22 protein-coding genes are annotated in these 24,561 nt (G+C 39.8%); 5 read left to right on the plus strand and 17 right to left on the minus strand.

The features are described 5' to 3' along the window. Positions 1-678 precede the first annotated feature (678 nt). Entirely contained in the window at positions 679-1,677 is a 999-nt protein-coding gene (locus FTV37_RS08610; protein WP_168377745.1) for a YafY family protein, read from the minus strand. 261 nt (positions 1,678-1,938) lie between these two features. Here FTV37_RS08610 and FTV37_RS08615 point away from each other — a divergent pair, with 261 nt between their 5' ends. Genes FTV37_RS08615 through FTV37_RS08630 form a run of 4 tightly spaced genes read left to right on the plus strand, consistent with a single transcriptional unit; the run spans position 1,939 to position 5,639 of the window. After that, a complete protein-coding gene (locus FTV37_RS08615; protein ID WP_168377744.1) occupies positions 1,939-3,486 on the plus strand; it encodes a circularly permuted type 2 ATP-grasp protein in 1,548 nt (515 codons plus the stop codon). A 22-nt stretch (positions 3,487-3,508) separates the two neighbouring features. After that, positions 3,509-4,111: an alpha-E domain-containing protein gene (locus tag FTV37_RS08620; protein ID WP_180063539.1), complete on the plus strand. Its 603-nt coding sequence runs from the start codon at positions 3,509-3,511 to the stop codon at positions 4,109-4,111. Further along, on the plus strand, positions 4,108-4,887 hold the full coding sequence (locus tag FTV37_RS08625) for a transglutaminase family protein (RefSeq protein ID WP_180063540.1): 780 nt from the start codon (positions 4,108-4,110) through the stop codon (positions 4,885-4,887). Before FTV37_RS08620 ends, FTV37_RS08625 begins: the two co-directional genes overlap by 4 nt. Before the next feature lie 17 nt (positions 4,888-4,904). Further along, complete coding sequence (locus tag FTV37_RS08630; RefSeq protein WP_180010367.1) at positions 4,905-5,639, plus strand: proteasome-type protease; 735 nt, start codon at positions 4,905-4,907, stop codon at positions 5,637-5,639. Positions 5,640-5,734: 95 nt separating this feature from the next. On the opposite strand, the gene alr is transcribed toward FTV37_RS08630, so the two are convergent. From alr to ppsA, 14 genes are all read right to left on the minus strand, one after another. Beyond that, the gene (alr, locus tag FTV37_RS08635) at positions 5,735-6,808 is read right to left on the minus strand and encodes an alanine racemase (RefSeq protein ID WP_180063541.1); all 1,074 of its coding nucleotides are present in this window, start codon (positions 6,806-6,808) and stop codon (positions 5,735-5,737) included. 48 nt (positions 6,809-6,856) lie between these two features. Beyond that, the gene (dnaB, locus tag FTV37_RS08640; protein WP_078188586.1) at positions 6,857-8,296 is read right to left on the minus strand and encodes a replicative DNA helicase; all 1,440 of its coding nucleotides are present in this window, start codon (positions 8,294-8,296) and stop codon (positions 6,857-6,859) included. Positions 8,297-8,534: 238 nt separating this feature from the next. Next, positions 8,535-8,981, minus strand: coding sequence for a 50S ribosomal protein L9 (rplI, locus tag FTV37_RS08645; protein ID WP_078188585.1), 447 nt, complete (start codon positions 8,979-8,981; stop codon positions 8,535-8,537). Positions 8,982-8,990: 9 nt separating this feature from the next. Continuing rightward, complete coding sequence (rpsR, locus tag FTV37_RS08650) at positions 8,991-9,218, minus strand: 30S ribosomal protein S18 (protein ID WP_004278792.1); 228 nt, start codon at positions 9,216-9,218, stop codon at positions 8,991-8,993. Positions 9,219-9,230: 12 nt separating this feature from the next. Then, positions 9,231-9,617 carry a 30S ribosomal protein S6 gene (rpsF, locus tag FTV37_RS08655; protein ID WP_004696436.1) on the minus strand — a complete coding sequence of 129 codons (387 nt, stop codon included), beginning with the start codon at positions 9,615-9,617 and terminating at the stop codon, positions 9,231-9,233. A gap of 157 nt (positions 9,618-9,774) precedes the next feature. Beyond that, entirely contained in the window at positions 9,775-10,563 is a 789-nt protein-coding gene (locus tag FTV37_RS08660; protein WP_180007955.1) for a DUF3142 domain-containing protein, read from the minus strand. 6 nt (positions 10,564-10,569) lie between these two features. Continuing rightward, complete coding sequence (locus tag FTV37_RS08665; protein WP_180063542.1) at positions 10,570-12,687, minus strand: hypothetical protein; 2,118 nt, start codon at positions 12,685-12,687, stop codon at positions 10,570-10,572. A gap of 100 nt (positions 12,688-12,787) precedes the next feature. Next, a complete protein-coding gene (gene cyoE / locus FTV37_RS08670; RefSeq protein WP_180063543.1) occupies positions 12,788-13,666 on the minus strand; it encodes a heme o synthase in 879 nt (292 codons plus the stop codon). A 10-nt stretch (positions 13,667-13,676) separates the two neighbouring features. Beyond that, positions 13,677-14,003, minus strand: coding sequence for a cytochrome o ubiquinol oxidase subunit IV (locus FTV37_RS08675; protein WP_078188582.1), 327 nt, complete (start codon positions 14,001-14,003; stop codon positions 13,677-13,679). Beyond that, positions 14,003-14,623, minus strand: coding sequence for a cytochrome o ubiquinol oxidase subunit III (gene cyoC, locus FTV37_RS08680; RefSeq protein WP_078188581.1), 621 nt, complete (start codon positions 14,621-14,623; stop codon positions 14,003-14,005). Before cyoC ends, FTV37_RS08675 begins: the two co-directional genes overlap by 1 nt. A 4-nt stretch (positions 14,624-14,627) precedes the next feature. After that, on the minus strand, positions 14,628-16,616 hold the full coding sequence (gene cyoB / locus FTV37_RS08685) for a cytochrome o ubiquinol oxidase subunit I (RefSeq protein ID WP_078193968.1): 1,989 nt from the start codon (positions 16,614-16,616) through the stop codon (positions 14,628-14,630). Between the two features lie 3 nt (positions 16,617-16,619). Continuing rightward, the gene (cyoA, locus tag FTV37_RS08690; protein ID WP_180063544.1) at positions 16,620-17,687 is read right to left on the minus strand and encodes a ubiquinol oxidase subunit II; all 1,068 of its coding nucleotides are present in this window, start codon (positions 17,685-17,687) and stop codon (positions 16,620-16,622) included. 302 nt (positions 17,688-17,989) lie between these two features. Beyond that, positions 17,990-18,772 (minus strand): RDD family protein, encoded by a 783-nt coding sequence (locus tag FTV37_RS08695; protein ID WP_180063545.1) that lies wholly within the window; start codon positions 18,770-18,772, stop codon positions 17,990-17,992. An 82-nt stretch (positions 18,773-18,854) separates the two neighbouring features. Beyond that, entirely contained in the window at positions 18,855-21,233 is a 2,379-nt protein-coding gene (gene ppsA, locus FTV37_RS08700; RefSeq protein WP_078188577.1) for a phosphoenolpyruvate synthase, read from the minus strand. Between the two features lie 153 nt (positions 21,234-21,386). On the opposite strand from ppsA, the gene FTV37_RS08705 reads away from it, so the two are divergent. After that, the gene (locus FTV37_RS08705; RefSeq protein ID WP_078193964.1) at positions 21,387-22,223 is read left to right on the plus strand and encodes a pyruvate, water dikinase regulatory protein; all 837 of its coding nucleotides are present in this window, start codon (positions 21,387-21,389) and stop codon (positions 22,221-22,223) included. A 998-nt stretch (positions 22,224-23,221) separates the two neighbouring features. On the opposite strand, the gene FTV37_RS08710 is transcribed toward FTV37_RS08705, so the two are convergent. Continuing rightward, on the minus strand, positions 23,222-23,794 hold the full coding sequence (locus FTV37_RS08710; protein WP_180063546.1) for a flavoprotein: 573 nt from the start codon (positions 23,792-23,794) through the stop codon (positions 23,222-23,224). A 263-nt stretch (positions 23,795-24,057) separates the two neighbouring features. Further along, positions 24,058-24,534, minus strand: coding sequence for an inner membrane protein YiaA (yiaA, locus tag FTV37_RS08715; protein WP_180007913.1), 477 nt, complete (start codon positions 24,532-24,534; stop codon positions 24,058-24,060). Positions 24,535-24,561 lie beyond the last annotated feature (27 nt).

The raw sequence follows: 24,561 nt of genomic DNA on the forward strand, positions 1-24,561 counted from the left end.
TTCTTTAAGAAAATTTATGAAAAGTAGCGCGGTTCTTGTTATTTCACAGTGAACAAAATGGAGGTTATAGTGATTTTACTTTCTAAACACGAGGTGCTGAATATGACTATGAAATCTATTCGTTATAATAATGCCGACCTAGCCTGCCTATGTCAGTAATTGATTATAGCCATGAGAAATTAGCGCTACGGCATAAGGTATTCAGCAGGTACTTATGCTGTAGTTCCTTTGACCTAAACGACTAAAATTACAAAAATATTCTAAGAAATTATCCAGTCCCAGCGTTGGGACTTTTTTATGTGTTGATATTTTAAGGGAAAATCTAAGCATAAATAATGTACTAGATATTCATTATGCGTTAGAAGTTGTCACCTCAAATAAAAGAATGATACGCGGTAAGGTCATCCGCAAGTGTTTGAGACAGGACTACATTTATTTAAAAATGTTTTTGCGATACTTTGAATAAGTAGACGTTAGTGAACGAGTTTTGCGGATGACAATGGTTTTGGGTACTTTTGCCGAAACAAAAGTACCTCCAGCCGAAGGCTAATTCCTTTATTTAAACCCTAGATGTAAGACTCCGTCGAATAGACTTAAAAATCATTTTTAAAATGCGAAATTACTTTTATGTGCGTAACATTAGTTAGTATTTAAGGTAGCAGAAAACCTTAGATCGGTTTAATCATTGCGTTGTTGTACAACTATAGCGACTTCTTCGGGTTCAATTTTCTGAATCTTTTTCCCAAAACTACGCAGCCACCATGTTAACTGAGAGGTAAATGGTACTGTTGCACTAACTTCAACCCAGCCATCTTCGGTTTTTTGAATCACTTGATCTTTACTTAGCTGACTTTCTTCAAAATAAACTGCTTCTGATTCCGACATGGTTAATTTGAGCTGAATCATTTCAGTCGGCTTATTGAAGTCCACACGGAAGCCAAGCGCTCCAGAGTCAATATAGGCATCAATATCAAAATCGACAGGGTGTAATGCACGTGAATTTAAGACTGTAGCTGATTTAAAACGATGTAAAGCAAAGGTTTGGATGTCTGTTTTGTCATGACGTGTGCACACCAAATAAATAATTGCACCTTTTTGGACCAACGCCAGTGGATTTAAAATATAGGTCTTTTCTTCGCTTTGTTGTCCACGACCTTGATATAGACATTCAAGTTGTTTGTCTTGTAGTAAGCCTTCATAAATCGATTGCTGTGCGACTTTTTCAACCACAGGAGGAATCAATGGCTGAGTAGCTGGCACGATCCGCACGCGGTTAATCCACTGACGGACATTATTTTGCGACGACAGACTTCGACGTGCGAGGTCAAACCAAGGATTCATTTCTTCAATTAAGCTCGGTGGAAGCAAATGCTTTAGATGCTCCTCCACCATCATAAAGGTGACCGCTTGCGAGCTGGTCATATGTGGCAAGCTTTGAATCGGTGCATCAGAACGCCAACGCCAGCCTTGCGGCGTTGTTTTACTGCTCTCAATTGGGAAACGTAGAGAAATTTGATTTAAGTCACGCTGAATGGTGCGTAGGCTGATATCAATGCCTTCACGGTTCAGTATTTCTTGTAATTCACGCGTACCCATCCACTTACCTGTGGACAGTCGTGAAAGAATTTGCCACTGACGATAGAGGCTGTTCGACGTTTCTTTTTCTTGTGAAGACATAATCTAGTGCTTGAACTTGGACTTAAATGAATAAAATGATGCTGTGGGACACAATAAGAAATCTTCCTGCGTTAAGCAAGTCTTCATCTAAAAAAACTAAGATGATTTTAATAACGCAATTTGACACAACTTGAGCAGTTACATGCTTGTACCACTTTGCAAAAATGATGCATAAATAATCAAAGAGAAGCAGCATATGTATTGATGGCATATATATTGCTTTATCTGATTTACAAAACATGACAAAAACATGGAGTTGCTATGCTGAAAGAAAATCGTAATACAACTTCAAATGGAATTGAGGGTTATGAGGCAAAGTTGGTTAATACTTCTGTCTCTACATTAAAAACTTTACCACTTGCTCGAGGATATGCGCTGTTTAATCAATTCAATTCGGATTTTTTTAATGAAATGCGCGACAGCAAAACGGTAGCTAAAGAATCATGCCAACGGATAGAGCAGTGGTTATCACAGCATACGCTTGATGAATTGAAGCAACTAAATCAGGTTGCAAAACAACATTTTCTCTATGAAGGCATTACTTTTACAGTGTATGGCGAAGATGAGGGCATTGAACGCACCATACCTTATGATCTTATTCCGCGTGTGATTGCACGAAAGGAATGGAATAATTTATCTCTAGGCTGCGCACAGCGCGTGAAAGCACTCAATCTGTTTTTACATGATGTCTATCATCAACAAGATATTTTAAAAGCAGGAATTATTCCTGAACTGCAAGTCTTAACCCATGAAGCCTATTTGCCACAAATGTATATGCATGGGCTAAAAGGTAAAATTTATAGCCAAATCAGTGGCATTGATATCATCCGAGATCAATCAGGCGAATTTTACGTCCTTGAGGATAATCTTAGAACACCGTCTGGTGTGTCGTATATGCTAGAAAGCCGTAAGATCAGTCAAAAACTGATGCCTGAACTTTGCCAGCAAAGCAACATCATGGGGATTGAGCAGTATCCGCAGCTTTTACGTGAAATTCTTGCAGAAAATGCCTACGTCGATAACCCGTTTATCGTGGTTTTAACCCCAGGGCGTTTTAACAGTGCTTATTATGAACATGCTTTTTTGGCAAGGGAGATGGATGTACCCTTAGTGACATCGCGTGACCTTTATGTAGAAAACGATAAGGTTTATGTGAAAACCATTAAAGGCCGACAACAGGTTGATGTAATTTATCGTCGTGTGGATGATGCTTTTCTCGATCCATTATGTTTCAAACCTGACAGTACTTTGGGCGTAGCAGGGCTCATGTCAGCGTATATGCAACATAATGTGGTCATTGCAAATGCACCGGGAACAGGCGTAGCAGATGATAAATCGATTTATCCATATGTGGATAAAATGATTCATTTCTATTTAGGCGAACAAGCGATCCTGAAAAATGTGCCGACCTATCAATGTCGTGAGCAGAACGAATTGGATTATGTGCTCTCGAATATCGAAAAATTGGTGGTCAAAGAAGCGCAGGGTTCAGGTGGTTACGGCATGCTGATCGGTCCACAAGCTTCTTTACAAGAATTAAATAGCTTTAAAGATAAAGTGGCCGCAGCACCACATTTATATATTGCACAGCCGACTTTAAATTTATCTGTCAGCCCAACCCTAAGTGAGGCGGGTGTTTCGGAACGCCATATCGATTTACGCCCATTTGTACTGAGTTCACCATATCGAACTGAAATTGTACCGGGTGGCTTAACTCGTGTCGCGATGCAAGCAGGTTCATTGGTAGTGAATTCTTCGCAAGGCGGCGGGATTAAAGATACGTGGGTAGTAGATGATTTACGCTCATAGCACTCCAGTGAAGGAGCAAAACATGATTTTATTAAACAGTAATGCAGAACATATTTTTTGGTTGGGGCGCTATTTAGCACGCACTCAATATTTATGCAGTATTTTCCCTTTTCAAGATGTTGATACGGCATTGAACTATGCACATGCTTTTTGTTTGCCAGCATTTGATGCCGACTCAATGAATGAGTTAGTTTTAAATGCGGAGCAGCCGGCGTCATTTTCCAGCCAATTTCAATATGCGCAAAGTAATATTCAGGATTTAAGGGGTGTACTTTCAGCAAAAAGTTATGCAGAACTCAGCCGTTTAATTCGTAATGCGAGTGATAACCTGGGTTATATCTGTGACGTGGTAACAGATTGCCAAGATGTTTTAGAGTCCGAATCTGAAGATGTATTTTTATTTTTTAGTTTAGGACAAGCCATAGAGCAGCTTGATCGCCAGTTACGCATGCAGCAGGAGATTCAATACACCCTAGCGAAGATTGAACATATCGTAATCGCTTTGGTTCAGTTTGGCTGGGAAAGCGTGCAAGAGGCATGGCAGGCACTAAAGCAACAACCGAATAGCCAAAATTTTTACCATTTCAGTGATCATATCCAAAATATGTTTGAGGTGGCTGTATGAGGCTCATGATCAACCATCAGACCCATTATGTTTACACTGATGTGGTTAGCAGAAGCATTCAATATATCAAAATGACCCCATCCACCAATGCGCATCAACAAGTGCAAAATTGGGATGTGAGTGTGCCGGGGCAGCGTGATATGCAATTGGATACTTTTGGTAATGTGTGGTTGACCACAACGCAGCGCGAACCTTATCTGCAAATGACCATTATGGCGCAGGGCATCGTAGAGATGAATTTGAGTTCAAATGATTCAAATGCGGATGATTTAAACCCGAAATTGTTTTTACAGCCAACGCCGAGTACGCAGTACGATATTCACATGAAAAGTTTTGCCGATTGCTATGTCCCTCGTATCAATCGTGCCAATCTGATTCGTTTGGCTGAAGCGATATTGGCGCATATTCCCTATGTATCGAATCAAACATCGGTACATACTTCAGCGATTGATGCTTTTCATTATAAGCAGGGGGTATGTCAGGATCATAGCCATGTCATGATCGCAATGTGTCGCTATTTGGGTATTCCTGCACGATATATTTCTGGGTATTTATTTGTACCGAATAGTAGCCATCTTGCTAGTCACGCTTGGGTAGAAGTCTATATCGAAAATAAATGGTATTGTTTTGATGTCAGTAATCAGCTATTTACACCACAATCACATATTTATGTCGCGATTGGGCGGGACTACTGGGATGTAGCTCCAGTTCGAGGCGTTCGTGATAAAGGTGGTATTGAGTCTATGAGCTCAATTGTACAAGTGCTGAGTTGTTAATCATTTGAGGGATAAAAATGACCTATTGTTGTGCATTACGGTTAAAAGATGGCATGGTATTTATCAGTGATACACGGACAAATGCAGGTGTTGACCATATTTCAGTTTTTCGCAAACTTTATTCCTTTGGTATTGTGGGTGAGCGATTTATTACCATCCAAACCTCTGGAAATTTAGCCACAACACAAGCAGTCATCGGGCATTTACAAAATCAACTAGAGGTCAAACAAGAGCCGAATTTATATAGTGTAAATACGATGTTCGAAGTGGCGGAATTGGTCGGGCATACCTTAAAAAAAGTTATCTCAGATGTCACATCCGATACTTTAGAACAAAGCAATTATTACTGTAGTTTGTTGGTGGGCGGTCAAATTGGCAGTGCTGATATGCAGTTATATAATATCTATCCGCAAGGCAATTTTATTTGTGCGACACCAGATACCCCATATTTTCAAATTGGTGAAAGCAAATATGGTAAGCCGATACTCGACCGAACTTTGCGTTACGATATGCCACTCGATGAAGCAATGCGTTGTAGCTTAATTTCTTTTGATTCAACGATACGCTCAAATGTGTCTGTAGGTATGCCTTTAGATGCTTTGGTTTATAAAAAGGACAGTTTAGAAATACCAAATGGTAAGCGCATTTATGAAGAAGACCCATATTTCACCATGATCAGTAAAGGTTGGTCAGAGGCATTGCGTCAGGGCTTAATCGAATTGGCAAAACCAACAGCTGACTATTTTCAATAACGATTTGATCTACGAATAGATCAATTTAAAAAGCGAATAAAAAAAGCGAGATAAAAAAAAGCCCAGAATTGATCTGGGCTTTTTGATTTGGCTAATTAAGCTAATTTACGTACAGGGCGCGCGCTCATACGGCATAATAATTCATAGCCAATGGTTCCGTTTGCTTCTGCAACGTCATCAACTAAACGGTCTTTACCCCAAAGCTCAACTTCAGTGCCTATTGGTGCATGCATACCAGTGATATCAATCACAATCATATCCATGGCAACACGGCCAATCACACGCGTTTTCTGTCCATGGATGGATACATAGTTTTGTTTAGGGAAGGCACGTGGATAACCGTCACCATAACCAATCGACACAATCGCAAGATTCATTTCTTGTTCTGCAACGAAAGTCGATCCATAACCCACAGATTCACCAGCTTGAATGGTATTTAAAGCAATAACTTCAGCGGTAAAGGTCATCACTGGTTTAAGATCTAAGGCTTCTACAGAACGGTCTGCAAAAGGGGTTGCGCCATATAGCATGATGCCTGGGCGAACAAAATCAAAATTCAGTTCTGGCCATTTGAAAATCGCAGCCGAGTTACAGCACGAACCCATGATTGGCGCACAGGCTTCTTTTACGTGTAAGAATTGTTCACGTTGTTGGTCATTTAAAGGATGATTTTCTGCGTCTGCATTGGCAAAGTGCATAGCCAGTACGCAAGTAAAACCTTCCGCCTTTAATGCATTGATGACATCAATAATTTCAGGCACTTTAAAGCCTAGGCGGTTCATACCGCTGTTGAGTTTGACCCAAACTTTCAGACCTTGAGCGATATAGGCATCTTTATGCGCACGTAACCAATCTAGTTGTTGCTGATGATGTACCACACATTCAATTTTTTTATCGATGATAATTTGCATTTCATCATCTGAGAAAATACCTTCAATCAACGTAATGGGTTGTTCATAACCCAGTTCACGAATTTCTAAGGCTTCTTCTAGGCAAGCAACACCGAAGGCATCACTGTCTTTTAAGGCTGCTAAGCAGTCTTTAACTCCATGTCCATAAGCATTGGCTTTCACCATGCTTACAATTTTAGCGGTTGGGGCAAGTTGTTTGACACGGTTTAAATTATATTGAAGTGCTTGTTGATCAATATAAACTGTAGCTTGGCGCACCCTAAATACTCCTACAGGGTCGATGAATTAATGGATGATAAAGAGTCTTTACTCTTCATCATCATACTGAGCATAAAACTCAGGGGAGAGGTTACTAAATTTGGTGTATTGACCTTCGAAGGCAAGACGCACAGTACCAATTGGACCGTTACGCTGTTTACCAATAATAATTTCTGCAGTACCTGCTTCTTTAGACTCTTTGTTATAAACCTCGTCGCGGTAAATAAACATGATCAAATCGGCATCCTGCTCGATTGCACCTGATTCACGTAAGTCGGACATCACTGGGCGTTTATTAGGACGGTTTTCCAGTGATCGGTTCAACTGTGACAGTGCAATTACTGGGCAGTGCATTTCTTTAGCCAGTGCTTTTAAGCTTCGGGAAATTTCTGAGATCTCGCCAACACGGTTATCGCCCATACCGGGTACTTTCATAAGCTGCAAGTAATCGACCATGATGCAGCCAAGTTTACCGCCGTGCATTTTGGCAATTCGGCGCGCGCGGGCACGTACTTCCGTTGGAGGTAGTGCAGACGAGTCATCGATATACAAATTCTTTTCTTGGAGATGCACAATGGTACTGGTTACTTTCGACCATTCATCTGCATCCATTTTACCTGCACGTAAATGCCCTTGGTGTACACGACCGAACGAGGATATCAAACGCATGGCAATCGAGTCAGCGGGCATCTCCATAGAGTAAACTAGAGCGGGCAGGTTGTTATTAAACAGCACACTTTCAACCAAGTTCATGGCAAAAGTAGTTTTACCCATCGATGGACGGGCCGCCACAATAATCAAATCGCCTGCTTGCATACCTGAGGTTTTATTATCAAGTTCAACAAATCCAGTGGTTAAACCCGTGATACTGCCTTCAGTTTGAGAAAGTTCATTTAACTTATCAAAAACACTAGCAACGACAGAGTTAATGGCTTTAGGGCCTTGTGCTTTGGCGTTATTGTTGTGTTGTTCGGCAATCGAGAAAATATTGGTTTCTGCCAGATCTAAAATTTCACTGACCGTACGACCTTTGGTGTCATAGGCATTTTGTAAAATCTCCGAGCTGACTTTAATCATGCTGCGTAAAGTGGAAAATTCTTTAATTTTTGCAGCATAAGTTTCAAGGTTATAGAAACTTGAAGGTGAATCTGACATCAGTTGCATCAGATATTCTTCGCCACCTGCAGCATCGAGCAAGTTTTGTTTAATCAGCCAGTCATTGACCAAGACCGCATCATAAGGTGAGCTATCTTTTGATAACTGGTCGATGGCACGGAAAATATATTTATGACGGGTCGCATAAAAATCAGCTTCAGTCAGTACATCACCCACTTGCTCAAAAGATTCTGCAACGGTCATCAGTGCAGCAAGCACGGCTTGTTCAATCGCAAGGTTATGGGGTGGGGTACGAAACTCTTTCAACGAACTTTGTTCTGTGGTTTTTGCTGTTGGCGTAGAGTTTGGCTTGCTGGCATTCGCCTGTGACATAAAAATCCCTGATGCTGAAACCATTTAATGTGATGGAAATGGGTGCTAATTACAGTTTTTTCAACTCTTCATTGAACTGAAATGATAGGCGTTTTCTACAGAAATGCGAACAAGTATTTCCGATTAATTCGTCATACATTGAATTGAATGAAGAGTTAAAAATATAAAAAAGTTGGAGCACTATTTTTTACAGATAAAAAAAGAGCATGCGTAAGCATGCTCTTTTCTTTGCAAGAAATTACTCAGCTACGATAGTAACTAGAACTTCTGCAACAACATCATGATGCAATTGGATTGCGATGTTGAATTCACCAGTGTTGCGAAGCGCACCATTTGGTAAACGAACTTCTGCGCGGTCTACAACAAGACCAGCATTAGTTAACGCGTCAGCGATGTCACGAGTACCGATAGAACCGAATAGTTTACCTTCGTCACCAGCTTTAGCAGTGATCACGATGTTAACTTCGTTCAATTGGTCAGCACGTGCTTGAGCAGCAGCTAATACCTCAGCTTCTTGTTTCTCAAGTTCAGCACGACGAGCTTCAAATGCAGCAGTGTTAGCTTCAGTAGCAGCAACTGCTTTACCTTGAGGGATAAGGAAGTTACGGCCGTAACCAGCTTTAACTGAAACTTTATCGCCTAATTTACCAAGGTTTTTAATGCGTTGTAATAAGATAATATCCACAGCTCAACCTCACTTATGATTGTCAGTGTAAGGGATCAAAGACAAGTAGCGAGCTTGTTTGATAGCAAGCGCTAATTGACGTTGGTAACGAGCTTTAGTACCTGTAATACGGCTAGGAACAATCTTGCCGTTTTCAGTGATGTACTGTTTTAAAGTGTCGATATCTTTGTAGTCGATGTACGTAACGTTCTCAGCTGTAAAGCGGCAGAACTTGCGACGACGGTAAAAACGTGCCATGTTATGTTCTCCTTATGCTTCAGCAGAGTCTTGAGCTTGTTGTGCTTCTTCACGTTGAGCTTTACGCGCACGTTTTTCTTCAGCACTCTTAGCCAATAGTGACTCTTCAGTGATAGCGTTTTCACGACGGATGATAAGGCTACGAATGATTGCGTCGTTGTAACGGAACAATTCTTCTAGCTCATCAAGAGTAGTTTGACCACACTCAACATTCATAAGAATGTAGTGAGCTTTGTGGATCTTGTTGATTGGGTAAGCCAATTGACGACGACCCCAGTCTTCAAGACGGTGGATTTGACCTTCAGCTTCTTTGATGTGAGTTAGGTAACGTTCTACCATACCCACAACTTGATCGCTTTGGTCTGGATGTACCAATAGTACGATTTCGTAGTGACGCATTGTCAGCTCCTTACGGTTTAGGCAGCCCCAATCATTAATTGATTGAAGCAAGGAGTCACAACCAAAGTTGTGTCGCAATAATTGCGAAGCGTGAATTTTAGAGCGTTTAGGTTTGAAATACAAGGCATGGATTTAAAATGCTTGAATTATTTATGGTTTAAGGCCGATTAGCGGTACGTAATAAAAACACCACATAACCTTTAAAATAAGGATCATTAATTAAATGTTGAGGTGCGTGCCAACGGCCATGTTGTACGAGGCCTATTTTATAGGGTAGTTTCAATTTTGAGACTTTATTCAGATAACTCGTGTAATTCTCGATCGTGGCACTACCACGATAAGTTTGAATGGCGATCTCATCAATATTGCGGCGCAATATACTGAGCGTTTGCTGATCTTGAACATTGGTCCAATCCATTAAACCAGTAATGCTTAAACGATATTTTTGAGGTAGTTGCTTTCGTATATTTTCAAGGAATAAGGCATATTGATGAATGTTTTTAGTTTTGGCGTCAAAATCGATTTGTAAGCCTTGGATCTGATTGCCGTTATTTTCCCAATGTTTAAGCCGCTGCAAAATTTGCTGAATATTGTTATTTGACCATTGTAAATGATGGCTACGGATTACAATCCAAATTTTCTGCTGTGGTTTATGGAGGACTTGAATACCTTGTGGGATAAACTCGGATTGCTTTAAAGGTTTATTCCAATTCATTTCACCTTGTAAAATATAAAGCTCTGAGGCTTGCTGTAAGTAGGGGCTACTAGAAATATTGCCCCAAATCCAAAAACTTGAATAATGTGCTGCATCAACACATTGCTGTAATTCGGTTTGAGCTTGTTGTGTATTTCCAGATTGGGCCGGTGTGCAAGCTGTACACAGAGCTATACTCAAGATAAGCAAAAGTCGAAATGTTCTTGACCACTTGATCACCTGCAAAATCATCATCAATTACCAATAATATTTTAGAGATTTAGCCCAGCTGGTTTCAGGATAGTCGCGTTTGATTTGATCAAACCATTGTTTTCGAACCGACTTATTTACATCTTTGTCTTGGCATTCATTATTGCCACTTGGCGCATAACATTGAATGGCACGGTACAGCGCATAAGCCGTTAATTCAGATTTTGTCCCTGTTTTAATAATGTTTTTATATACATCGCCACGGGCAAAATAAGTACCCTTGAAACTTTGCAGTGAATGATCAGGCAGGTAGTTGAGATTTAGTATGTTATAGGCTTGTGAACTACGCACATATTCACCTAAGCATAAATTAAGGCTCAGGTCTTTTGGGTTGACTTGCAATTGTTGGGTCAAAGTTGCCAAGTCAGGACATTTAATCGAATTGCTCACGTTTGCACCTTTCCATAAGAAATTTGCAAATGGTGGCTGATTGCGAAACTTCTCCGCAGTGTTTTGTTCAGTATTAAATTGAGCCGCGTTGCTTGGTAATTCACGGTACGCTTGGTTAAATAAATCAAAGTTTTGATAAGCCAATGACTTATTTAGTAGGGTATAAAGCGCAACATTTTTTTGATCTTGTGTGGCCACGTTATTTTTGACTACAGACATTAAACTTTGTTCATTCGCTGCATCGACTAAATATTGTTGCTGTAGATAAGCTTGCTTGATTTTGGCTGAAGAACCAATAAATTGTGCAGTATTTTGCTGTTGAGCATAGTAGCGATAGAGCATAAGTTCAGCCAATCCACGTTGTTCGGCGGTTTTGCTGATGGAAAGTAGGTTTTCCCAATATTTTTGAGTGGCCTGATTTCGCCCACTAGCTTCCAGAATACGGCCTTTAAGTAGTAACTGACTCAACTGTAGATAACTGTTGATGCTGCTCGGTGCTCGTTGTGGCAGATATTTGAGTGCTTCTTGTGCTTTGTTTTGCACATAAAATAAGTGATTTGCCTGCAAATACTGGAACAGTTCTGGTGAATCTTTAAAATAATTTTTCTGTGCGTTTAACTCAGCCCATGAAATGACCACATCATCTGCCGTTTCTTTTTTGCGCATATGCATAAGGTCATAAATGCTAAGAAAAAATGGATCTTTCAAATTTTTGACATTGAGTCTATTACTTTGAAAAACATGTCGATCTAATTCATAAGGTAGATTTGGCAATTCTAAATTATAGACGCTGGATGTTGGATGATTGATTTGCCAGACATATTCATTGATCAGTAAATCGTGTTTACCACTCAGCCAAAAACCACGTCTTAATAAACCGCGTGCGCTTGCTGCATATTGACCCTGCGGATAGAGCTTAAAGTACTGAGTAATGTTATTAAAAAAAGTGGTTAATAAGTTTTGATTGAGTTTGTCATGTACTAAATCACCATATTCACCAACACCACTTTGATAGGCTTCATTTAAGGTGCTACGAATCAGCATATATTGAGAAGTTTCTTTTAACCACGCTTGATCAACATTGGTTAGTACTGAATATATCTTAGTCGCTGTGGAAAAGTTAGCATTATAAAAAGAGATCGTTGCATTTAGATAGGATACATATTGACGTGCAGCGGCAGACCAATTTGGATTCACGCTCAGTAAAGCTAATGTGTTTTCACAATTATTAATTTTTTCACGCTCATGGATCAACATGTCTTTTTCACTGCTTGAAAGCTTAGTGTCCGTTTTGACTTGTTGAATAAACGCGTGCGCACCATTTTGCAGGCTATTGCAATGTTCGTTATAACTTAAATCTGGTGCTTTTAGCGGTTTGCGCGCATTTGGCAATTTATTGTGGCTATTCACTAAAAGACTGGAAACTTCAAAAGGAACTTTGCTATAGCTAGTTGTCCATAAAGTGGATTTTTCTTCTTGAATATTAAATTTGGCAATACCTAAATCGCTAAGCAACAGCAGCATATTGGTTTGATTGTCATTTGCCGGCGTGAGCGCAGGCAATTCATTGCATGCAGTATAGGCATTGGTCTGAATTTCTGTCGAAGGTTCACAATAGACATCCATACCTGCATGACTGTGTGCACTAAAGAAAATGCCAAAAGGAATAAATGATGTGAAAAGAGCAGAGCGAAGAATTTTTTGTTGAGAAGACATAAGGCACAGTTATTTATAATTGTAGGTGCAATGATATCAAGTAGGGAAAGTTGATTGAAGATGCCTAGAAATAAAAAAGATAGAGTAAAACTCTATCTTTTTAAAAAAATACAATTGGCTTTAGAGGGGCAGTGGAAGTGAAACTAAAAATTAAACTAATCACTGTGATCAATTTGACTGAAAACATGAAATATTGTTTTGCCCAAATTTGATCATCTTCAGCTTTGAATCCTTGAATGGTTAAATAAATCCAATACAGACTTAAGGCATTCAGGATAATCATATAAATCCAATTGGCATAACCATAAAAGTATAAACCATTCATGGTCATGCAGAACAAAAACACATAAACCAAAGACTCAACTTTGGTACGGTGAATTGAACGAGCTACAGGTAAAATTGGAATACCTGCATTTTTGTAATCATCAAATCGGTAAACAGCAATTCCCCAAGAATGAGGCATTTGCCAAAATGCATAACCAATAAAAATCAGTAATGCACCTAAATCAAACTGGTTTGCAACAGCCGTATACCCGATTACAGGTGGCGCTGCGCCAGAAAGACTGCCGATAATGGTTTGATGGATTGTTGTTCGTTTTGTCCATAAGCTATAAAAACCAACGTATACGACAAAACCAATAACAGCAAAAAGAAAAGCGTAAGCATTTACCCAGAACCATAAAATGCTAAAACCAATTACACCTAAAACTAAAGCAAAAACTAAAGCAACAGGAATCGAGATTGATTTTTTAACCATCGCACGATTTTGTGTGCGTTGCATTTTTGAGTCGATGTCTTGGTCAATAACGTTATTGATTACACATCCAGAAGCGACCACAAAGAGGGTGCCTAAGAGGGTAAGAAGCAACAGAAGGAAATCTACAGAACCTTGGGCAGCTACAAAGTAGCCACCCAAAGCGGTAACAAAGTTACCAAAGAGAATTCCTGGTTTAGTCAGGAATAAATACTTTTTCAGCATGACGACCAGTTTAGATCATCATGTTGAAGTGAAGGTAGTTCATAATCCACACAGAACCTACTAAAAGGATAGCAATTGTGAGGATTGTATAAACAAATGCAATCACGTTCCAGCGTTGCTCTGAAGAAGAGTTCATATGCAGGAAGTACACTAACTGAATAAGAACCTGAGCAACCGCAGTAATCGCGATTACGGCAACCAATAGACCGCGGCTAAAACCACCTGCCATTACCATACCGAATGGAATTACGGTAAGTAGAACAGAAAGGATAAAACCGATTGTATATTGTTTAACGTTACCGTGAGCTGCACCAGCAGAGTTATGATCGTGACTCATTAGATAACTCCCATCAAGTAAACAACGCTGAATACGCAGATCCAAACGATGTCAAGGAAGTGCCAGAACAAGCTTAGGCAAGCAAGACGACGAGTGTTTGGAAGTGTCAAACCATATTTCTTGATTTGGAACATCAACACAAGCATCCATACCAAACCAGAAGTTACGTGAATACCGTGCGTACCAACTAAAGTAAAGAACGCAGATAAGAACGCACTTGTGCTTGGGCCATGACCAGCATGAACTAAATGATTGAATTCATAAAGTTCCATGCCAATGAAGGCTGCACCAAATACCCAAGTAACTGCTAACCAAGTTAAAACTTGACCAACATTTTTCTTGTATGCTGCAAGAACAGCAAAACCAAAAGTTACAGAAGAGATAAGAAGGGCGAAAGTTTCAGTTAAAACGAAACCTAAAGATTCACCAAACAGCTCTTGTGCACTTGGCGTACCCACTGGAACGTGGCTACTTAATACAGCGAACGCGATGAAGAGTGTCCCGAAAAGAACCAAGTCACTCATCAAGTAAGTCCAGAAACCAAAGACAGTGATGTCAGTATCATCGTGATGATGATGTTCGTCATGTCCGTGGTTGTCGTGATGAAGTACTTCAGCCATTGTCTTAGTCCTTCTTCAAATGTTTTTCAAGAAGCGCGTAGCGTTCATTTTCAATACGTTCAACTTCTGCAGCTGGAACATAGTAGTCAACTTTCTTAGTGAAAGAAGAAACGATGAAGCTGATAATTGAAGCAATGAAAGTTACAACGACTAACCACCAGATATGCCAGATTAATGCGAAGCCCATAACTGTAATAAACATTGCAATTACGAAACCTGCCGCACGGTTTGTAGGCATATGGATGTCTTCGTATGTAGTTGGCTTAGCGTAAGCAACACCATTTTCTTTGTCAGTCCAGAAAGTATCAATACCATTGATCTTTGGAAGATAAGCAAAGTTATAGAATGGTGAAGGAGATGAAGTAGCCCACTCAAGAGTACGACCATCCCAGATATCGCCAGTAACGTCCATGTTGTCTTTGCGTTGAAGGAAACCAACAACGATTTGCATAACAAAACAGAAGATACCGATAGCAACCAATACAGAACCAAATAAAGCGATCGCTAAGTACGGATCCCATTCAGGGTTGTCATATGTATTCAAACGACGAGTCATACCCATGAAACCAAGGATATAAAGTGGCATGAATGCAAAGTAGAAACCGAAGAACCAGAACCAGAACGCTGCTTTACCCCAAGTTTCATTCAATTTCCAACCAAACATTTTTGGCCAGTAGAAAATGATACCCGCGAACATCGCGAACACTACACCACCAATAATTACGTTATGGAAGTGAGCGATAAGGAATAAAGAGTTGTGTACTAAGAAGTCCGCTGGTGGAACTGCCATTAATACGCCTGTTAAACCACCAATACCGAAAGTCACAAGGAAGCCAAGTGTCCAAAGCATTGGAGTTGTATAGGTGATGCGGCCCTTGTACATGGTGAATAACCAAGAGAAGATTTTCACACCAGTTGGGATCGCAATGATCATGGTCATGATACCAAAGAACGCGTTAACGTTGGCACCAGCACCCATTGTAAAGAAGTGGTGAACCCATACAACTAGTGAAAGAACACCAATTGCTACAGTTGCGTACACCATTGATTTATAGCCGAACAACGCTTTGCGTGAGAACACAGCAGTAACTTCTGAGTAAATACCAAAAGCAGGTAATACCAAGATGTAAACTTCTGGGTGACCCCAAGTCCAAATCAAGTTTACATACAACATAGGGCTACCACCCATGTCATTTGTAAAGAAATGGAAGCCGAAGTAACGGTCAAGTGAAAGCATTGCAATAGTCGCAGTCAAAACTGGGAATGTTGCAACGATAAGCACTACAGTAACTAATGCAGTCCAAGTGAAAATAGGCATGTCCATAAGTTTCATGCCAGGCGCACGCATTTTGATGATGGTAACGAAGAAGTTAACACCAGTAAGAAGCGTACCTAGACCAGAAACCTGAAGTGCCCAGATATAGTAGTCTACACCTACACCTGGAGAGTATTCGATGCCAGAAAGTGGAGGGTAAGCCATCCAACCTGTTGCAGCGAATTCACCAATTGCAAGAGAAGCCATCATCAAGCCCGCAGCGCCGGCGAATAACCAGAAGCTAAGAGAGTTTAATAATGGGAATGCTACGTCACGTGCACCAATTTGAAGTGGTACAGCAACGTTCATTAAACCAACAACTAGACCCATTGCTACGAAGAAGATCATGATTACGCCATGGGCAGTAAAGATCTGGTCATAGTGTTCTGGGTGTAAGTAACCTTCACCGCCACCTTTTGCAAGGAACAGTTGAAGACGCATCATAATCGCATCGGCAAAACCACGCACAAGCATGACAATTGACACGAGGATATACATGATACCAATTTTTTTATGGTCTACAGATGTGAACCATTCGTTCCACAAGTAGCCCCATTTTTTAAAGTAGGTGATACCAGCAACAATTGCGATACCGCCAAGGATCATCATTGCAACAGTAACCAACACGATTGGGTCGTGTGGAATTGCATCTGGTCCTAACTTACCTAATAAGCTCATGTCTTATTCCCCTGCAACAGTCGCATGTTCAACGCCTGCATGAGCTTCAGAAGCAGCAGCTTCGTGTCCAACAGAAGCTGTATGATCAGCACCGTGGTAGTTGCTCATGTATTTGTTAATCACTGATTCGAACAATTTAGGTTCAACTGAAGAATAGTAAGTCACTGGGTGTGGCTTAGTAGGGTAAGGCTTCATTGCTTCAGCTAGAGCCTTCTCTTCAGGAGTAGTTGCTTTGGCAACTAAAACTTCGATCTGGTGTTTAGAACGGTTGCCGTCACGTAAGGTTGCAAATTCAGCTTGGTCTAAAACAGTTTTTTGAACCGCTTCAGGATTAACTGAAGAACCATTACCAGCTTTAACAGCAGAAACCCATTCAGCAAACTGAGCATCAGTCACAGCATGTGCACGGAAGCGCATTTGTGAGAAGCCATAACCTGAATAGTTAGAAGAGAAACCACGGAAGCCTTCAGCAGGACTAGTTTCATCAGCTAATAAGTTCAAGTGAGTTTGCATACCTGCCATAGCATAAATCTGACCACCTAACGCCGGAATGAAAAATGAGTTCATTGTGAAGTTAGATGTTAAACGAAGGCTTACAGGAGTTTTCTCAGGGAAGCGGATCTCGTTTACAGTCGCGATGCCTTGTTCAGGGTAGATGAAGATCCATTTAAATTGTTCAGCAATAACTTGAACAGTTAAAGGAGCTTTATCTGACTCGAGTGGACGGTAAGGGTCATACTTGTGGGAACCCCACCAAGTTAACCAAGCTAAAATAGCGATAATAATTACGGGAATACCCCAAACTACAACTTCAATTGCAGTCGAGTGTGCCCAAGTAGGTGCATAGTCTGCATCTTTATTTGACGCGCGATATTTCCAACCAAACCAAAGAGCCATAAGTGCTGATGGAATAACTACCAACAACATTAGGTAGATCGCAGTAAGCATGAGGTTTGACTGACCTTCAGCAACTGGACCTTTTGAGTTTAGAAGTACCATATCACCACCACACCCAGTTAAGAGTGCAGCGATCGCAGATAAAGACAATACAGCTAAAATTGTTTGTCTCATTTTACAACCTCGGTGAAGAGTCCCATTCCCTAATTTTTAAAATTGGGATAGCGAATAAAGTGTCGCATGATTGTGATTTTTCAGATATGAAAAAAAGTTCACAATGATGTGACACCGCTACGTTGTAGGGCATTATGCCTGATATCGGCAAACTAAGCTATACATAAAGATGCTTTAAATGACTGTATTAAAACCCTATTTTGTTGGTCGGGATTGTGTTTTTTTTATCTGAATTTTATTTTAATTTCAATGTAATGCACAAAAAAAGGGATGAGAAATTCATCCCTCAATAAAAGTGAAAGTTATTGGTTTATTACCTTGGTTTTTGCTAACTTGTCATGCAAAGTTTGACGCTTTTTGCCGAAAATAAAAACGGAATCAATGATTGCGCTTAAAGGCATCGATAAAAAGTTCAGAAAAATAAATAAAACACTACGTAAAGTGAAGCCACGCATGAGGTTTACAGGTTGGCTGGTTTCGGCATCTACGATTTTAATTTTGGTGATTTTTTTACCAATACTTTGACCAGATTTAGCAATCAAATACGCTTGAATGAAAAGCATAATGAAGAGGTAAGCAAACATTGCAATCCAAGCTTGGTTGGGAAACATCTCAACCATTTGTGTTTGTAGTGCCTGTAAAACATTGGGGTCAGCATTTGGGGTCATCACAGCTTGCATAAACTGTTCATTCAGATTTGCAAATTGTGTCTTTTCACTTGGACTAAAAAATGCCGTTAAGATAAAAGTTGCTGGTATCCAAAGCAGTAAATCGACGATTTTCGCCAAAACACGTTTAGGAATACTAGCTAGGCTAGTTTGCTCTTGTACCGCTTGAGGCTGTGCATAGGTATTTGATGGCGTAGTTGCAGTTTGATTTGATTCGAATGCTGTTGGTGCAGTATATCCTGCAGGCATATAAACCAACTGACCTTGAGTGAGTTCACCCAAAGCTTTCCATTCGGTCATACCTTGGTGCCAAACCAAGTCCGTGAGTAACACTTGTTGGCTCGCGAGCATTTGGTTAAGTTGTTCTAAGGTGTAGGGACCAGCTTGTTGGTTATTTCGTGCCAAGTAAATCTGCATAAAACTAAAATCTCAAAAAACGTCTGTAAAAGTATAAATAAAAAAAAAGACCCACATGTGGGTCTTTTTTTAACACAGTTTATTAAGCTTGTTGAGCTTTTTCTTCAGAAAGGAAGAACCATGTGTCTAATACTGAGTCTGGGTTAAGCGAAACAGACTCGATGCCTTGTTCCATTAACCATTTAGCTAGGTCAGGGTGGTCTGAAGGACCTTGACCACAAATACCTACGTATTTGCCAGCTTTACGACAAGCATGAATTGCCATAGAAAGAAGTGCTTTAACGGCTGGATCGCGTTCATCAAATAGGTGAGAAACGATACCAGAGTCACGGTCTAGACCGAGTGTTAACTGAGTTAAGTCGTTAGAACCGATAGAGAAACCGTCGAAGTGTTCAAGGAACTGTTCAGCCAACAATGCATTGGTTGGAAGTTCACACATCATGATCACTTTAAGACCATTTTCACCACGTTTAAGACCGTTAAGCGCTAACAATTCAATAACACGTTTCGCTTCAGCAACAGTACGTACGAAAGGAATCATGATTTGAATGTTAGTTAAGCCCATTTCGTCACGTGCTTTTTTCAGTGCGCGGCATTCAAGTTCGAAGCAGTCACGGAAATTGTCAGACACATAACGGCTTGCACCACGGAAGCCAAGCATTGGGTTTTCTTCTTCAGGTTCGTATAACTTACCACCGATTAAGTTTGCGTATTCGTTTGACTTAAAGTCAGACATACGAACAATCACTGGTTTGTCAGCAAACGCTGCAGCAAGTGTAGAAATACCTTCAACTAGTTTTTCAACATAGAATTCGATAGGAGATGCATAACCAGCAGTACGTGACATTACAGCAGCACGAGTTTCACGTGGTAGGCTGTCAATGTTAAGCAATGCTTTAGGATGTACACCGATCATACGGTTGATAATGAACTCAAGACGAGCAAGACCAACACCTTCGTTAGGAATTTGAGCAAAGTCAAATGCACGGTCAGGGTTACCTACGTTCATCATGATTTTGAACGGAAGTTTAGGCATAGATTCGATAGAGTTGCGTTGGATTTCAAAGTCCAAAGAACCTTCGTAAATAAAGCCTGTGTCACCTTCAGCGCAAGACACAGTCACTTCTTGACCGTCAGTCAATACTTCAGTTGCATTACCACAACCTACGATTGCAGGAACACCAAGTTCACGTGCAATAATCGCAGCGTGACAAGTACGACCACCACGGTTAGTGACAATCGCAGCAGCACGTTTCATTACTGGTTCCCAATCTGGGTCAGTCATGTCAGATACAAGTACGTCGCCGTCTTGAACTTTGTCCATTTCTTTGATTGAAGTCACGATACGCACGCGACCAGAACCAATACGTTGACCGATTGAACGACCTTCACAAATCACATTACCTTTTTGTTTAAGAAGGTAGCGTTCCATTGTGCCTACATTTTGACGGCTCTTCACAGTTTCAGGACGTGCTTGAACGATATAGATTTGGCCATCATCGCCATCTTTCGCCCATTCGATGTCCATTGCTGAACCGTAATGGTTTTCAATGATCAATGCTTGTTTAGCAAGTTCTTGAAGTTCGTGGTCATTTAAAGCGAATTGTTGACGATCTGCTTTTTCAACGTCTACAACAACCACGGATTTACCCGCAGCACCTTCTTCACCATAAATCATTTTTTGGTGTTTAGAACCAAGGTTACGACGTAATACAGCGTGTTTTCCTGCATTTAGAAGTGGTTTAGATACATAGAATTCGTCAGGGTTAACTGCACCTTGTACAACCATTTCACCCAAGCCATAAGATGCTGTGATGAAAACTGCGTCACGGAAACCAGATTCTGTATCAAGTGTAAACATTACACCAGCAGCACCTGTTTCAGAGCGAACCATGCGTTGAACACCAGCAGATAACGCAACGACGTCATGTGCGAAGTTTTGGTGTACACGGTAAGAAATTGCGCGGTCGTTATAAAGTGAAGCAAATACTTCTTTAATCGCAACAAGGATGTTATCGATACCACGGATGTTCAAGAAAGTTTCTTGTTGGCCGGCAAATGAAGCGTCTGGTAAGTCTTCTGCAGTTGCAGATGAGCGAACGGCAACCGCGATTTCAGGGTTGCCGTTTGAAAGAGCTGTGAAAGCTTCACGAATTTCTTTTTCAAGTTCAGCAGTCAGCGGAGTGTCTACAATCCATTGACGGATTTTCGCACCAGTTTCTGCAAGTGCATTTACATCGTCAACATTGAGTGCAGCAAGTTCAGCGTTAATTTTAGCGTTCAGGCCACTTTGCTCGAGGAATTCACGATATGCTTGAGCTGTAGTAGCAAAACCACCAGGAACAGATACACCAGCATTTGCGAGATGGCTGATCATTTCACCTAATGATGAGTTTTTACCGCCCACGAGTTCTACGTCGTGTTTCCCTAATTTTTCTAGACCAATTACGCGCGCTTCCAAAGTTGTTACTCCACTTTTGCAGTATTAATCACTATCTTGGCATGAAATTATAACAAATTACTTAGCATTCTAAATTTACTAAGTGACAGTCATGTAAGATGGTTTACTATAATGATTATATAGCACTAAGACAAATTTTGGAGGAGAATTTTAATGTCAGAAGGTAAACAGATTCAGCGTAGTGTTTTCTTTGTTTCGGATGGTACCGCGATTACCGCAGAAACCCTTGGACACTCACTGTTAGCCCAGTTCCCTCATGTAGATTTTGACATTCATATTATTCCATATATTACCTCTGAAGAAGCAGCTACAAATGTGGTTGCAGAGATCAATCTTAGAGCGCAGCAAGACGGTCAAAAGCCTTTGGTGTTTGATACCCTTGTAGACCCGTATGTACGTGACATTATTAATACTGCAAATGCAATAAATCTTGATGTTTTTGAAGGGCTTATTAGTAAATTATCTGACGAGTTAGGCACTGCACCTACGACTTTAGTCGGTCAAACCCATGCAGTTACAGATTCTGAGTCTTATAAAGCACGTATTGATGCGGTGCATTTTGCTTTAGATAACGATGATGGGGCACGTACTCGTCATTATGATAAAGCTGATTTGATTTTAATCGGGGTATCACGTTCGGGTAAAACACCAACTTCCATCTACCTCTCTTTGCAATTTGGTATTCGTGTGGCGAACTATCCTTTGACAGAAGAAGACTTGGATGACAACCGTTTACCTGCAGTTTTACGTGAACATAAGCATAAGTTATTTGGCTTGATGATTGATGCAGAGCGCCTTGTAGCAATTCGTTCAGAACGTAAGGCCAATAGTCGTTATGCTAGTTTTAGTCAGTGCCAGATGGAATTACGTGCGATTGAAGGTATTTATATTTCTGAAGGAATTAAATACTTAAACGTGTCGGAAATGTCGATTGAAGAAATTTCAACTCGTGTTTTACAAATGACTGGACTGAAACGTCGTATTGGTTAAGTGTAAATTGAGCCACTTCGGTGGCTCTTTTGATGATAATGAATTTCTGTATAAATTATATAAAAATAGTATTAATTTCTGGCTTGTCATACTTTTAATGAATGATAAATATTTAAAATATTGATGAAAATTTTCCTCAATATTTAGACTTAAAATTTAAGCAATTTCTGCATTCAAATGTGTACCAATTTGATGAATTTTTTTGGCTGAAAATTTATAAAATATGGCCTAATTGACAGCTTGAATCTTTTAAAATAATCCGTGCTGTGCTGTATTTTTATCTATGAATTAAGCCTGAATAATCCACTTGATATGAGTTGTATAAATACAAGATTTAGCTAATATGGTTTAATATTTAATCAATTTTTCAAAAATACTGATTTAAATGCTAAAAAAAATAGGCAGAAAATAGAATAAAAAATAATCAAACAGTCGCTTTTAGGTGTTAAATCTCAAGAAATGGCATCATTTATTTAATTGATGTGGGTGAAAAATAGTCAAATTAATAACATTCAGGCTCTAAACTCCGATATAAATTGATATTTAAACTGGATTTCAATCTGTTATTTTCCTATTAAATATAGATAACAATAGAGGTAAATATCGGTTGAACATAAGCATCAATATAAATTTTTCAACTTACAGTTAAGGAGTAAATAGAGCTGTGTAAAAAAATAAGCACTGAAAAAATTATTGGTTTGAAATAAAGTTTTCATGAAGAATTGATCATAACTATTCAAAATTGCACGTCTATAAACTCGCTGTAGCTGCTGGTGCAGGTCGGAAGCATGATTTAAGTCTGAGCACTGAAAAAGCATGTAGCACTATTAAAGCTATTTTTATTTATGGATTTTTAAGAATCCTTAGCCTTATCGAATGAAAGTATCCAATATAGTAGGGGAGCTACCAAAAGCCGCCAGAGATGGCTTTTGGTATTGTGATTTTTTGATCAATCACAAAAATTTAATAGATGTCATGTGAAAATAATTGCAATGTCATTACTTTTCTTTGGATTGGTTAGATTCGCTGCGCACAATGACATCACACTCAAACGTATGTTCATCTAAAGCCGTGATTGAATTACTCTGAATTTTTGCAATTGGCCAAGTATTTAAGATGCAGTTTGGCTGCTGTAATGCTGCATAATAATGATCAGATTTTAGGAAGGTTTTGTTCTGAATTGCGGTATTTGGACTGAGTAAATGTCTTAACCAATGGTTCGGCACTTGATCTTCTAAAAAGCGAATCGCCAAAATACTCTTAATACGATTGCTAAATAAACGTCGATTTTTTGCAATCAGTGGGTGCTGGATTAATTTATTCAGTAGACGTTCGGTGCGTGGTAAGACAAATTGCGGTTTGATTTGATAGACCATGATGTTATCTGCAACCTGACATAGATGATGTAGTTCAGAGACCACATGCTGATCTATCCCAATAATTGCGATTTTTTGATTCTTAAAATCATAATCTTTGATCTGTTCTGAACTGATGATCGTTCCACGAAAGTGTTCAAAATCTTCTAGATGATTATTAAAAATATGGTGGGTTGCATCCTGCTTGTTGGCCATATTTATTCCTTATCTTTTCTTTTTTTAGTTGAGTCTTAGATAGGAATATATTCTGTGATGGGCCAGTTGGGGTAAAGCGTTTTTTCAGTCTGATGAGTCATGCAATTTGTCTAGAATTGATTTGCTTGGCCCTTGTCATTTATAGATTTCTAGGAGTGAACTGATTTTTTTATGCGTTGTAGTTCATTAACCGCTCAAGCAGATCGATAAAACAATGAGCGACCTGCATGAACAGCTTTTGAGATCTATAAATTTTGTGAGTTTTAAAGTGGTTCATCATCTGATGAGTTATAGTCAAGCTGACTCGTGGTTGAATGTTTAAGTTCGGGTTGGTCGGTATGTGTACGTAAATAGTCCATATCACGAATATTTTTTTGTACAGCAACTGCACCAAACAGACTCATTAGGAAAGCCATCATGTAAAAACCTTTTTCACTTAATGCCAGTTCAGCATTCCATAGACCAATGGCAAGAAGTACGAGGCAAATAATGACGGATGCCCAGCACAGTCCAAAGTAGATTGCAGTGACATGCATTCCTTCTAAACGGTCACGAATGATTTTTTGTAGTGAAACCGATGAAAATAATCCATAAAGCAATAAAATGAGATAAAAGCCTTTTTCATTCAACATCATATTTGCATTGAATAAACCTATGCAAAACACCACAGCGCCTAAGATCAGTGCACACCAACTTGCTGCGATAAATGCGGGTGTGGGTTTATTAATATATTGGCTCATCTGCTTATTTTTCTCTTTGTTTTGCTT

Origin of the sequence: Acinetobacter sp. YH16042, from assembly GCF_013417245.1 — a bacterium.
Taxonomy (GTDB): domain Bacteria; phylum Pseudomonadota; class Gammaproteobacteria; order Pseudomonadales; family Moraxellaceae; genus Acinetobacter; species Acinetobacter amyesii.

What these genes read in the sequence shown, in the direction of transcription:
- FTV37_RS08610 (WP_168377745.1), bottom strand. Translation starts at nt 1,677, where the DNA reads ATGTCTTCACAAGAAAAAGAAACGTCGAACAGCCTCTATCGTCAGTGG.
- FTV37_RS08615 (WP_168377744.1), top strand. Translation starts at nt 1,939, where the DNA reads ATGCTGAAAGAAAATCGTAATACAACTTCAAATGGAATTGAGGGTTAT.
- FTV37_RS08620 (WP_180063539.1), top strand. Translation starts at nt 3,509, where the DNA reads ATGATTTTATTAAACAGTAATGCAGAACATATTTTTTGGTTGGGGCGC.
- FTV37_RS08625 (WP_180063540.1), top strand. Translation starts at nt 4,108, where the DNA reads ATGAGGCTCATGATCAACCATCAGACCCATTATGTTTACACTGATGTG.
- FTV37_RS08630 (WP_180010367.1), top strand. Translation starts at nt 4,905, where the DNA reads ATGACCTATTGTTGTGCATTACGGTTAAAAGATGGCATGGTATTTATC.
- dnaB (WP_078188586.1), bottom strand. Translation starts at nt 8,296, where the DNA reads ATGTCACAGGCGAATGCCAGCAAGCCAAACTCTACGCCAACAGCAAAA.
- rpsR (WP_004278792.1), bottom strand. Translation starts at nt 9,218, where the DNA reads ATGGCACGTTTTTACCGTCGTCGCAAGTTCTGCCGCTTTACAGCTGAG.
- rpsF (WP_004696436.1), bottom strand. Translation starts at nt 9,617, where the DNA reads ATGCGTCACTACGAAATCGTACTATTGGTACATCCAGACCAAAGCGAT.
- FTV37_RS08660 (WP_180007955.1), bottom strand. Translation starts at nt 10,563, where the DNA reads ATGATTTTGCAGGTGATCAAGTGGTCAAGAACATTTCGACTTTTGCTT.
- FTV37_RS08665 (WP_180063542.1), bottom strand. Translation starts at nt 12,687, where the DNA reads ATGTCTTCTCAACAAAAAATTCTTCGCTCTGCTCTTTTCACATCATTT.
- cyoE (WP_180063543.1), bottom strand. Translation starts at nt 13,666, where the DNA reads ATGCTGAAAAAGTATTTATTCCTGACTAAACCAGGAATTCTCTTTGGT.
- FTV37_RS08675 (WP_078188582.1), bottom strand. Translation starts at nt 14,003, where the DNA reads ATGAGTCACGATCATAACTCTGCTGGTGCAGCTCACGGTAACGTTAAA.
- cyoC (WP_078188581.1), bottom strand. Translation starts at nt 14,623, where the DNA reads ATGGCTGAAGTACTTCATCACGACAACCACGGACATGACGAACATCAT.
- cyoB (WP_078193968.1), bottom strand. Translation starts at nt 16,616, where the DNA reads ATGAGCTTATTAGGTAAGTTAGGACCAGATGCAATTCCACACGACCCA.
- cyoA (WP_180063544.1), bottom strand. Translation starts at nt 17,687, where the DNA reads ATGAGACAAACAATTTTAGCTGTATTGTCTTTATCTGCGATCGCTGCA.
- FTV37_RS08695 (WP_180063545.1), bottom strand. Translation starts at nt 18,772, where the DNA reads ATGCAGATTTACTTGGCACGAAATAACCAACAAGCTGGTCCCTACACC.
- FTV37_RS08705 (WP_078193964.1), top strand. Translation starts at nt 21,387, where the DNA reads ATGTCAGAAGGTAAACAGATTCAGCGTAGTGTTTTCTTTGTTTCGGAT.
- FTV37_RS08710 (WP_180063546.1), bottom strand. Translation starts at nt 23,794, where the DNA reads ATGGCCAACAAGCAGGATGCAACCCACCATATTTTTAATAATCATCTA.
- yiaA (WP_180007913.1), bottom strand. Translation starts at nt 24,534, where the DNA reads ATGAGCCAATATATTAATAAACCCACACCCGCATTTATCGCAGCAAGT.